This window comes from Luteibacter sp., assembly GCF_036500425.1.
Taxonomy (GTDB): domain Bacteria; phylum Pseudomonadota; class Gammaproteobacteria; order Xanthomonadales; family Rhodanobacteraceae; genus Luteibacter.
The window spans coordinates 88,437-99,648 of record NZ_DASYCB010000037.1 but is presented as its reverse complement, the minus strand read 5'-3'; the positions used below and the strand labels follow the sequence as shown (position 1 = coordinate 99,648).

Sequence of the window (11,212 nt, the reverse complement as noted above, 5' to 3'; positions counted from 1 at the left end):
TGCTCGAGGCACCCCCCTCGCGCGCAAGCGCGCTCCTACAAGGGGAGGCTTTTCCAAGACGCCTACACCTTGAGGTCCGATCTTTGTTGGACAGCCGCGTCGCGCGGCCTACAACGAGGGGGCGCACCATGAATCGCACGTCGTTATGCATCGTGGCTACCGCGATCGGCATCGCCTGCGCAACCGCTGCGGCACAGGAGGCGGCCAAGCCCACCAGCCCGGTCATCAAGATCAACGCGGCGGCAGCGACGGATCCGATCCTGACCACCCCGCTGCGCGGCCCCCTGAGCATGCTCTCGGGCTCCGGTGGCAACATCACGGTACTCAGCGGAAAGCAAGGCCAGCTCATGGTCGATGCGGGCATCGCCGTCTCCCGGCCGCGCATCGAAACCGCCCTGGCGGCGCTCGGCAAGCGCCCGATCAAGTACCTGATCAACACCCATTACCACTGGGACCACACCGACGGTAACCCGTGGGTGCACGAAGATGGCGCGACCATCATCGCGACGGCAGGTACGGTAAAACGCGTGACGAGCACCATTCGCGTGGATGACTGGGATTACACCTTCAAGCCCCTTGCAGCGGCTGGCGTTCCCACCGAAATCCTGAAGGCCGACAAGACCTATCATTTCGACGGGCAGACTGTCGAAGTCAAGCTGCTCAATCCGTCTCATACCGACACGGACCTGTACGTGATCTTCAAGGAGGCCAATGTCGCCTCGCTCGGTGATCTGTTCTGGAACGGCGTCTACCCGTTTATCGATAACGAGAACGGTGGCGGGATCGACGGCATGATCAAGGCTGACGACGCGATCCTTGCCCAGTTGAAGGACGATGTAGTCATCGTGCCTGGGCATGGTCCCGTCGGTACCAAGAAGCAGCTGCGTGAGTTCCGCGACATGCTCGCCGCCATCCGTGACAACGTCGCCGCACTGAAAAAACAAGGCAAATCACGCGATGAAGTCATCGCCGCCAAGCCGACCGCGAAGTTCGACGACACCTACGGACACTTCGTGATCGACCCCGATTTCTTCACCCGCATCGTCTACGACGGCCTGAAGTAGCTACCGGCCACGGGTTCGCCCCAGAGCATCGTAGGCGTATGGTGCTATTTGTCGGTGGGAAGCGAAAAGGTGGTCAGGCCGTCGTGGCCGTCAGGGACACTTCTGTGCGAACCGCGCACGAGATCCTTCATCCATTCCAGTTTTGCGCGCGTCGGATCTTCCCAGGGATGAGCCGGGGTCTGTTCGTCGAGTTTTTCAAGGATCGCGTTCTTGAAGCACTCATGGGTAACGTGTTCATTTCCAATCTGCACTGCCTGGCCCATTTCAAACTGATAGAAAGGGTTCAGGAAGTAGGAGTTGTTCTGGCACGAAACCATTTCAGGAATATAGGATGGACGAGGGATATATGACCATTGAGGATTCTCGTCAGAGAAGAATTCCTCATGATTCCTGTCAGTGAGGGCTTTGGCGCGCGCACCTAGCGTTCCACTTAACATGATGCGCGGAACGACGGCCTGCTTTGATTCGATAAGGTATGCCTCTTCGACGGCGGGTCCGAAGAGGCTGAGGTCGTCATGGTACGCATCACCAAATACGATGCCTCCACGCACGAGGTAGCCCTCATACAGGAGGCGGAGCGTCACCAACATTGTATTATGCAGAGCGACATTGATCAGGGCATCCTCGGAGTTCTCGTCGTTTCTGGCCTCAGACTTTAGTTCATGGAGCAGATACGCGCAGTCGGAAAAGTTGAACATCTTCCGCGCATAAGACAAGTCCTGCCGATCTCGTTTCGCGAAATCGCGCATTGATTCATGAAAGATGCGGTGGACGTTGTATTTGGATGCGAAGTCAATCCTCTCTCGCGTGCCCAGGACATCGAGAAAGGATACGACGGTAGGCTTATAAGAAAGGCTCATCTTTATGGACGGTGGCGGCAAATAGTTAAGTCTATTCGCGATAAGTATCCCTCATAACTACTGTAGGAGCGCGCTTGCGCGCGATGGGGCTTGCGACAAGCCATGATCGCGCGCAAGCGCGCTCCTACAGGGGTAGGCCGGCGCGTCGTGGCAGTGCTTCGCTTATCCACTCGACGAACGCGCGGAGGCGCGCGTTGTTTCGGCGTTCGCCGGGGTAGACGAGGTACACGGGCATCGGCGCGGGCTGCCAGTCCGCGAGGAGTGGCACGAGCTTCCCTTCCGCGATGTAAGGCGCCATGGCGAAGGTGAAACCTTGCACGATGCCGAGGCCAGCAAGGGCAGCAGCGGTATGCGCGTTGCTTTCATTCACTTCGACGGGTGCCCGAAGCTCGTCGCCAATTTCAAGCGCGCGATCGGGGTTGCTGAAACGAAGCGGCAGCCTGCGCCCGGTGCGCGCGGAGAAGTAACAGACAACTTCATGTTCGTCGCGCACGAGATCATCGGGATGCTGTGGCGTCCCATGCTGCGCAACGTAGGCAGGCGACGCGCAGGTCGTCCACGGAAAGTCAGCAATGTGGCGGGCCACAAGATTCGGATCATCGGCCGTGCTGCGGATCGCGCAGTCGATCCCTTCGCCGATGAGGTCTAGTGTGCGGTCGGAAACGCCGACCTGCACCTGGATGCCCGGGTAGCGCTCGCGGAACGAAGGGAGCTCGGGAAGGATCAGCCCCGCCGCTACGGAGCCACCGGTATCAATGCGTAGCGTCCCGACGGGGCTGCTGTGGCCGCCGGCTAGCGTGGTCTCGAAATCGTCGAGTTCGGCGAGCCAATGCCGGGTCCGTTCGTAATAGGCGGCACCGTCGGTCGTGACGGTGACGCGCCGCGTCGTGCGTTCGAACAGGCGCACCCCGAGCTTGGCTTCGAGGGCCTGGACCAGCTTGGTCACGGTGGATTTGGGCAGTTGGAGGCTATCCGCGGCCCTGGCGAAACCACCCGTCTCAACGACCCGGCCGAACACGCGCATGGCGAGGAGATGATCCAAGACTGTTTCTCCATGGAAATAGTGAAATCGCTTTTGGATTATTTATCCAGTAAGAGGAAATAACCAGACTATCCCTATCGACCGCGCCGCGGTCACCGGAGCCTGACCATGCACACCCTCGCCAATAGCAACGTCCACACCACCCGCCACGCCGACAAGATCGCCCTGGTCACCGGCGGCAGCTCAGGCCTTGGACTTGCGACGGCAGAACGCCTGATTCGCGAAGGTGCCACGGTCTACATCACCGGCCGCCGCCAGACCGAGCTTGACGCGGTTGCGGCGCGCATCGGTGCCATCGCAATCCAGGGCGATATCGCTGTGCAGGCCGATCTCGATCGGGTCTTCGCCGTGATTCGCGAGCGCAGTGGCAAGCTCGATATTCTTTTCGCCAATGCAGGCGGCGGGGAATTCGCTCCGCTCGGCCAGATCACCGAGGCCCAGTTCGACAAGTACTTTGGTATCAACGTGAAGGGCACGCTGTTCACCGTGCAGAAGGCGCTGGAGCTGATGGGCGAGGGTGGTGCCATTGTCCTCAACGGCTCGATGGTCTCGATCAAGGGCGCCGCCGCGTTTGGCGTGTACGCCGCGACCAAGGCCGCGCTTCGCTCGTTCGCCCGCACCTGGGCGAGCGACCTGAAAGGCCGTGGCATCCGCGTCAACGTGGTCGCACCGGGCACCATCGTCACCCCGGGCTACTCCAGCGAGCTCGGCATGAGCGAGCAGCAGATCGCCGATTACGCCGCTTATGTGGCTACCGTGACCCCACTGGGCCGCACCGGTGAGCCGGATGAAATCGCCAAGGCGGTGTCGTTCCTGGCCTCGGACGATGCGAGCTACATCACCGGCATCGAGCTCTTTGTCGATGGTGGGCAGGCGCAGATTTAAGGTTCTTCGCAGAAGTCCGGGGACGAGTAGTACATCGCGCCGTCGAATCGGTTCATTCGCTGGGGCGAATGCATGTGACCAGCGGCTTGCGCCGCCTCGCTTTTGATTGGTTGAGAAGCTGCGGATGGTCAGGCCCTTGGGGCCGCCAGTCGCGGACCTGCGGACCGGGCCGTAGTGCCTCTTTCGCGAAAATCGCCGCGCGACGCGGCCCTCCGCTCATATCGGCCCCAAGGGCCTGCCCACCCGCGCCCCAAGCGATGAGGTTCACGGTGGGAGAGCTCGCGACGCGTGGCAACTCGCCTGTAGGAGCGCGCTTGCGCGCGATCAGCCCACGGAGCGGTGAGGCGGCGGGCCGTCTCGCTAGCGTAGCCGTCGTTCGATCCGCCGCGGTTTGGTGGCGACGGCACCCGCTGGTATCGCGTCGCCGGGAAGGCTTTCGTGTCTATGGAATGCTGAGCGCGCCTGGCGTTTGCGCGGGATACGGCATCGCCGCTTCGTCGGCTGATCGCGCGCAAGCGCGCTCCTACAAGGGGCGGGGTTTCGGTGTGCCGGCTTGTGCGGCACGAAACGGAGTGCGTCGACGCGGGGGCGGGCAGGCCCTGGCGGCCGACATGAGCGGAGGGCCGCGGGACGCAACGATTTTCGCGACGGGGGAGCTACGGCCCGGTCCGCAGGTCCGCGACTGGCGGCCGTCAGGGCCTGACCGCTCCCGATCCCGCGACGCAACCCGCCTAAGGCGGCGCACGCCGCTCAGTACACGCATTCGCGCCAGCGAATGAACCGATGACGAGGCGGCGATGCACCTGACGACCCCGGTAATGCGCGAAGAACCAGATTTAAGCCTGCGAGGGCATTGAGTTGAAATGAGAAGGGGGCGCTCAGGCGCCCCCTTTACCTGTGGTTTTGGAAAAGTGATTTGCCTGGACGGGCGGGGACGAGCGGCGCGACCGGGGCTATTATTTAGTGCATCCCAAAAGGTTTTTTTTCCCATGTCCAAGAAACTGAAGATCGATTTCGTCTCCGATGTCGCCTGCCCCTGGTGTGTCATTGGTCTGGGCGGTCTCGAGCGCGCGCTGGAGAACCTCAAGGGCGTCGTCGAGCCGGAGATCACCTTCCATCCGTTTGAGCTCAACCCGAACATGGTCAAGGGTGGCGAGAACACGGTGGAACATATCGTCAAGAAATACGGCATTCCGGCGGACGAAGCCCGGACCAACCGCGAGCGGATCAAGGCGCGCGCGGCGGCGGTCGGTTTTACCATGAACACGTCTGATGCGAGTCGCATCTACAACACCTTCGATGCACACCGCCTGATGGCGTGGGCCGCCGGTAGCGGCAAGCAGCAGGCGCTGAAGCACCAGCTGTTCATCGTGAACTTTACGAACCAGACGGATCCCGGCGACCACGACACACTGGTCGCCTCAGCGGAAAAGGCAGGCCTGGATCCCGCTGAAGCGCGTGCGGTGCTCGACTCGGATCGTTACGCCGACGAAGTCCGTCGTGACGAAGCCCTGTGGCAAAGCCGCGGCATCTCCGGTGTGCCGGCGGTGATCGTCAACGACAAGTGGCTCATCTCCGGCGGCCAGCCGCCCGAAGAGTTCGAACGCCAACTCCGCGCGATGGCAGACGAAGCGTAGAACACACGTGTAGGAGCGCGCGTGCGCGCGATGGGTGCTTGCGGCAACCCTATCGCGCGCAAGCGCGCTCCTACAAACTGCTTGTCAGGCTGTTGCGGGTTCGTCTAGCACGCGCAGCTTGCGCGGGCGGCTCGGCAGGGCGTGGCGCAGGATCCGCCAGACCACCTGGCCAAACTGACGGGGCAGGGAGCCCGTGTTGTAGTGCTGACCGTAGCGGGTGCAGATTTCCTTCAGTTCGACCGCGATCGTCGCGTACCGGTTGGCCGGCAGGTCGGGATAGAAGTGGTGCTCGATCTGGTGGCTCAGGTTACCCGAGAGCAGGTCGATGACCTTGCCGCCGCTGATGTTCGACGAGCCGCGCAGCTGGCGGAGATACCAGTGGCCACGGGTTTCATTGCGCAGCACTTCCTTCGGGAACACTTCCGCATCGGCGGTGAAGTGGCCGCAGAAGATGATCACGTAGGTCCAGACGTTACGCAGGCCGTTGGCGACCAGGTTACCCAGCAGCACCGGCAGGAAGAACGGACCGGCGAGCAACGGGAACACCACGTAATCCTTCAGCAACTGCTTGCCCATCTTGCGGCCTACCGGGCGGAACGCCTTGCGCAGCTCGCCGGGCTTCATCTTGCCCGCGAACCAACGGCCGATGCGCAGATCCTGGATCGCCACGCCCCACTGGAACAGCAGTGCGAAGACCACGGCGATGATCGGCTGCATCAGGTAGAACGGGCGCCAGCGCTGTTCCGGGAAGATACGCAGCAGGCCGTAACCGATGTCGTCGTCCATGCCGCGTACGTTGGTGTACGTGTGGTGCTGGAAATTATGCGTCTTGCGCCAGGCCTGGCTCGTCGCGGCGATATCCCACTCATAGGTCTTACCGTTGAGCTTGGGGTCGTTCATCCAATCGTACTGGCCGTGGATCACGTTGTGGCCCAGTTCCATGTTCTCGAGGATCTTGGACAGGCCGAGCAACAGTGTGCCGATGATCCACGCGGGGACCAGCACGGTGTGTACGAACGCGCCAAGGAACAGCAGTGCGCGGCCCGCGACACCAGTCCAGCGCACGCCGGCGACAACGCGGCGGATATAGCGCGCATCGCTCGGCCCGATGTCAGCCGTGACGCGTGCGCGGATGGCATCGAGCTCCACGCCGAAGGCATCTTGCTCGGCGGCGGAAAGGGTGCGGTTACGGATACGGCTCATGCGTTACCTCAGAGATCAAGGATAAGGTCGGTGCGCGGCGCGCTGATGCACAGGCGAACCTGCGTCGTCGGCTCGCTACTGCGGTCACCGGTAAGAATGTGGCGGGTCGTGCCGGACGTGCGTTCGCAGGCGCAGGTGTTGCAGATGCCCATGCGGCAGCCGTTTGCCGGGCGGACGCCCTGCGCTTCGAGACCTTCTAACAAGGATTGGTTACGCGGCAGCTTGAGCGTTCGGCCGCTACGGGAAAGGTGGACCTCGACCTCGCCGGCTTCATCGTCGCCGGGTGTCATCGGCGGCAGGCTGAAGGCCTCGGCCTCGAAGCTCGCGACATGGCCGTTGAAGCGCTCACGCGCCGCGGTGACGAAGCCACCCGGGCCGCAAGCGAGCACGCGGCGGCGGTGCAGCGACTCGACGGCATCGAAGGACGTTGTATCGACACGCGCTGCCGGCGCATCACCTTCGCGCGTGACCAGGAAGTGCACGCGCAGACGCGGATGCGCCGCGGCGAAGGCCTGCAGCTCGTCGACGAAGCAGAGATCGTCACGCTGGCGGGCCCAGTAATAGAGATCGACCTCCATCGGCATGCCGCGCGCGGCCAGGTCGCGCAGCAACGCGCGCATCGGCGTGATACCGCTGCCGGCCGCTAGCAGGAGCAGGCTTTCGCCGCCCGCTGCTACGGTCATGTCGCCGAAGGCCTTATCGAGGCTGACGATCTCGCCGATCCGGGCTTCGCGTGCGAGGTATTCGCTGACGACCCCGCCGGTGATGGCCTTGACCGTGATCGCCAGGGTGCCGTCGCCCATGAGGGTCGGGCTGTAGCTGCGGACCAGGCGGCGGCCGCCGATCGTCACGCCAAAGCTGACGTGTTGGCCGGGGCGCATGCCAGCCCAGTGGCCGTTCGGACGGAAGACCAGGGTCACCGCATCGCGGCTCGCCGTGGTGCGAGACACCAGGCGCGCCAAGGGCTGCTCAAGGGTCCAGAGCCGGTTGACCCGGGTAGCCCAGAAGTCAAAAAGCGCCGGGGAGACCGCGCGTCGGGCCAGGCGCAGGGGCCAGCGGGGCTTGGGTGCGGGAAGGGAGGTCATGGGTGCATACTATACGAACACATATACGAATGTGTATACACATGTATATTCCGCGACCGGGGTATCATTTAGCCCCAGCTGCCCAGGTCATTCCATGCCATCCAGCCTTCTCATTCCGACCACCGACGCGCCCATCGTCCGCAAGGCGGCGATTTCGCGCGAAGACCTGCTGGCCGCGACCCTGAAAATCATCGGTCCGAACCGCAGCCTGTCGACGGTGAGCCTGCGTGAGGTGGCCCGCGAGGCCGGTATCGCCCCGAACAGCTTCTACCGGCAGTTCCGCGATATGGGGGAGCTTTCGGTCGCCCTGATCGACCTGGCGGGCAGTTCGCTGCGCACCATCATCGGCCAGGCCCGTGAGCGGGCGACGTCCACCGATCGGAGCGTCATCCGGGTGTCGGTCGAGACCTTCATGGAGCAGCTGCGCGCGGACGACAAGCTGCTCCACGTGCTACTGCGTGAAGGCGCGGTGGGCTCGGATGACTTCAAGCACGCCGTGGAGCGCGAGCTGGCCTATTTCGAGGACGAGCTGCGGGTGGATCTGATCCGTCTGGCCGCAGCGGACGGGGCCACGCTTTACCAGCCGGCCCTGGTGGCCCGGGCGATCACCCGCCTGGTTTTCGCCATGGGCGCCATGGCCATGGACCAGCCGCCCGAGCGCGACCCCGAGCTGATCGAGGAAATCTCGCAGATGCTGCGCATGATCCTCACTGGCTCCCACGCCCTAAACCGCACCGCCTGACTACTCTCACCCTGTAGGAGCGCGCTTGCGCGCGATGGGTGCTCGCGGCAAGACCCATCGCGCGAAAGCGCGCTCCTACAGGGGGGGGTTAGGGTGCTTGCGGCAAGATCCATCGCGCGCAAGCGCGCTCCTACAGGGGGGATTAGGTGAGGGTCGTCAGCTCGATCGGGATGATGGTTTCGCCGCTGATGACCTGGGCGTGGCCGTCCTGGACCATGAACTGGAGTTGCATGGTGCGCTCGGTGAGCGCCGCCAGCGCTTCGACCGTGGCCGGGGCGACGTCGATCACCGTGACGTTCTTCGTGCGCGCCACCGCCGCCGAGGTCTTTTTCCACCAGACCTCGGCACCGCGGCCGCTGTACGTGTAAATGATCACGCGATGGGCCCGGCCGGCGGCCCGGCGGATCCGCTGCTCATCCGGCTGGCCGAGTTCGATCCAGAGATCGACCTCGCCTGTAAGCTCCTTTCGCCACAGGTCCGGCTCGTCTTCCGAGCTCAAGCCCTTGCCGAAAACGAGCGATTCGTCCGCATTGAGCGCGAACGCGAGGACGCGCACCATCATCCGCTCGTCCGTCTCCGACGGGTGCTGGGCGATGGTCAGGGCGTGGCCCTGGTAATAATGCCGGTCCATATCGCTGACCTGCAGGTCAGCCTTGAAGACCGTGGATTTGAGGGCCATGGAGGGTGTCGCCGATGTGATCCAGCCGCCAAGCCTACACGACCCCTCCCTCTTGTAGGAGTGCGCTTGCGCGCGATGGGTCTTGCCGCGAGCACCCATCGCGCGCAAGCGCGCTCCTAACAGGGGGGGCGATGCATACAAGGCGTCGACGTAGGGCGGGCCTACTATCGCTCCGGTCTATCCAAGGGGATCCACCCATGAGCTACCCAGCCGTACCGCGCCGTTCCGCCGTGGCGAACGCCATCTATGGCCTGTTCAACCCCATACCGTTCGGCTTCTTCGTCGCCGCGCTGATCTTCGACATCATTTATGCGAAGACCGGCACGATTCTCTGGGCCAAGAGCGCGGCATGGCTGATTACCCTCGGCCTGATCTTTGCGATCATCCCGCGGCTGGTCAACCTCACCCAGGTCTGGATTACCTCGCGCCGCTTCAGCACCGGCGCGGACCACGTCGACTTCTGGCTCAATGTCGTCGCGATCGTCGCGGCGATCCTCAATGCCTTCGTCCACAGCCGCGATGCCTACGCGATCATGCCTGCCGGCGTGTGGCTCTCCGTACTCACCGTGGCGCTCATCGCCATCGGCCACATCATCATCGCCGTGCGTTACTCCACGGACCGGGAGTACTTCCATGGCTAAGCACCTCTACCGCAGTGTTCTCGCCATGGCCTGCGTGGCCATCCTCGGCGCATGCAGCGAGAAGGCCTCGCTCGATGCCGCTCAGCAATCGGGCAGCGACCCGTCCATGCCGAAAGCACGGAACTTCTTCGTGCCGCCGATGCAGGTGCCGGACTTCGCCGGCTGGGCACAAGGCGCCATGCCCACCGTGGCTCCCGGCCTGAAGATCGAAAAGATCGCCGGCGACCTCAAGCACCCGCGCCAGCTGCTCACGCTGCCAAATGGCGACGTGCTCGTGGTCGAATCCAACGGCCCCGGCCAGGAAGCGGTCACCACGCCGAAGCAACTGATCGCCGGCATGGTGAAGAATAAATCGGGCAAGGGGGCGAAGGGCGGCAACCAGATCACCTTGCTGCGCAAGACCGGCGACGGCGAATGGGAAAAGCACACCTTCATCCAGAACCTGCATTCGCCGTTCGGCGTGCAGTTGATCGGCAATACACTTTACGTCGCGAACACCGACGCCATCCTCACCTTCCCGTACACCGAGGGCGAAACGGAAATCAAAGCGCCGGGTGTCGAATTCACCGACCTGCCGTCGACGGTGAACCATCACTGGACCAAGGCCCTGCAGGCGAACGCGGACGGCACCAAGCTCTATGTTGGCGTGGGCTCGAACAGCAACATCACCGAGAACGGCCTGGAAGTGGAGTACCGCCGCGCCAACGTCCTCGAAGTGGACGTGGCGAGCCGCAGCAGCCGCATCTATGCCTCGGGTATTCGCAATCCGACCGGCCTCGCGTGGGATGCTTCGACGAACAAGCTATGGGCGATCGCCAACGAGCGTGACGAAATCGGTGCCGACCTGGTCCCCGATTACATGACTTCGGTGACCGAGGGCGCCTTCTACGGCTGGCCCTATAGCTATTACGGCCAGAACGTCGATACGCGGCTGATGCCGCAGAACCCGGACATGGTCAAGAAGGCGATCAAGCCCGACTACGCGGTGGGCTCCCACGTCGCGGCCCTGGGTCTCCTGCTGAGCCAGAAAAACGCGCTGCCGGCGAAGTACCAGAATGGCGCCTTCGTCAGCGAGCACGGCAGCTGGGATCGTTCACCGCTCAGCGGCTACGCCGTGGTCTTCATTACCTTCCAGGATGGTAAGCCCGTCGGTAAACCGGAAACCCTGGTGAGCGGCTTCTATTCGAAGGATGAGAAGCAGCTCTACGGTGCCCCGGTCGGCGTCGTGCTGGACAAGGAGGGCGCGCTGCTCATCGCGGATGACGTGGGCAACACCGTGTGGCGCGTGACCGCAGCGGCTCCCTGAGCTGTCAAACCCACGACGCCGCGATGGTGTAGAACACGGGGTGACGCCCGCTCCTGGCAGGCGACCAA

11 protein-coding genes are annotated in these 11,212 nt (G+C 63.2%); 6 read left to right on the top strand and 5 right to left on the bottom strand.

All coding sequences use genetic code 11. The features are described 5' to 3' along the window. Positions 1-128: 128 nt before the first annotated feature. Entirely contained in the window at positions 129-1,064 is a 936-nt protein-coding gene (locus tag VGN46_RS09370) for an MBL fold metallo-hydrolase (RefSeq protein WP_331643013.1), read from the top strand. Between the two features lie 44 nt (positions 1,065-1,108). Here VGN46_RS09370 and VGN46_RS09365 read toward each other — a convergent pair whose 3' ends face one another. Next, positions 1,109-1,924, bottom strand: a complete 816-nt coding sequence (locus tag VGN46_RS09365; RefSeq protein WP_331643011.1) for a hypothetical protein — start codon at positions 1,922-1,924, stop codon at positions 1,109-1,111. Positions 1,925-2,048: 124 nt separating this feature from the next. Beyond that, entirely contained in the window at positions 2,049-2,966 is a 918-nt protein-coding gene (locus VGN46_RS09360; protein WP_331643008.1) for a LysR family transcriptional regulator, read from the bottom strand. Positions 2,967-3,074: 108 nt separating this feature from the next. Here VGN46_RS09360 and VGN46_RS09355 point away from each other — a divergent pair, with 108 nt between their 5' ends. Next, entirely contained in the window at positions 3,075-3,851 is a 777-nt protein-coding gene (locus VGN46_RS09355) for an SDR family NAD(P)-dependent oxidoreductase (protein WP_331643006.1), read from the top strand. 989 nt (positions 3,852-4,840) lie between these two features. Then, the gene (locus tag VGN46_RS09350) at positions 4,841-5,488 is read left to right on the top strand and encodes a DsbA family oxidoreductase (protein WP_331643004.1); all 648 of its coding nucleotides are present in this window, start codon (positions 4,841-4,843) and stop codon (positions 5,486-5,488) included. Between the two features lie 84 nt (positions 5,489-5,572). Here VGN46_RS09350 and VGN46_RS09345 read toward each other — a convergent pair whose 3' ends face one another. Both VGN46_RS09345 and VGN46_RS09340 read right to left on the bottom strand, forming a co-directional pair. Beyond that, positions 5,573-6,691, bottom strand: coding sequence for an acyl-CoA desaturase (locus VGN46_RS09345; protein WP_331643002.1), 1,119 nt, complete (start codon positions 6,689-6,691; stop codon positions 5,573-5,575). An 8-nt stretch (positions 6,692-6,699) separates the two neighbouring features. Next, positions 6,700-7,776: a ferredoxin reductase gene (locus tag VGN46_RS09340; RefSeq protein WP_331642999.1), complete on the bottom strand. Its 1,077-nt coding sequence runs from the start codon at positions 7,774-7,776 to the stop codon at positions 6,700-6,702. A gap of 94 nt (positions 7,777-7,870) precedes the next feature. On the opposite strand from VGN46_RS09340, the gene fabR reads away from it, so the two are divergent. After that, positions 7,871-8,518: an HTH-type transcriptional repressor FabR gene (gene fabR / locus VGN46_RS09335; protein ID WP_331642997.1), complete on the top strand. Its 648-nt coding sequence runs from the start codon at positions 7,871-7,873 to the stop codon at positions 8,516-8,518. A gap of 142 nt (positions 8,519-8,660) precedes the next feature. Here the strand turns inward: fabR and VGN46_RS09330 are convergent, their stop codons facing one another. After that, on the bottom strand, positions 8,661-9,197 hold the full coding sequence (locus VGN46_RS09330) for a YaeQ family protein (protein ID WP_331642995.1): 537 nt from the start codon (positions 9,195-9,197) through the stop codon (positions 8,661-8,663). 197 nt (positions 9,198-9,394) lie between these two features. Here VGN46_RS09330 and VGN46_RS09325 point away from each other — a divergent pair, with 197 nt between their 5' ends. Both VGN46_RS09325 and VGN46_RS09320 read left to right on the top strand, forming a co-directional pair. Next, positions 9,395-9,838, top strand: coding sequence for a DUF2231 domain-containing protein (locus tag VGN46_RS09325; RefSeq protein WP_331642993.1), 444 nt, complete (start codon positions 9,395-9,397; stop codon positions 9,836-9,838). Continuing rightward, positions 9,831-11,144, top strand: coding sequence for a sorbosone dehydrogenase family protein (locus VGN46_RS09320; RefSeq protein ID WP_331642991.1), 1,314 nt, complete (start codon positions 9,831-9,833; stop codon positions 11,142-11,144). The genes VGN46_RS09325 and VGN46_RS09320 overlap by 8 nt, the downstream gene beginning before the upstream one ends. Positions 11,145-11,212: the final 68 nt, after the last annotated feature.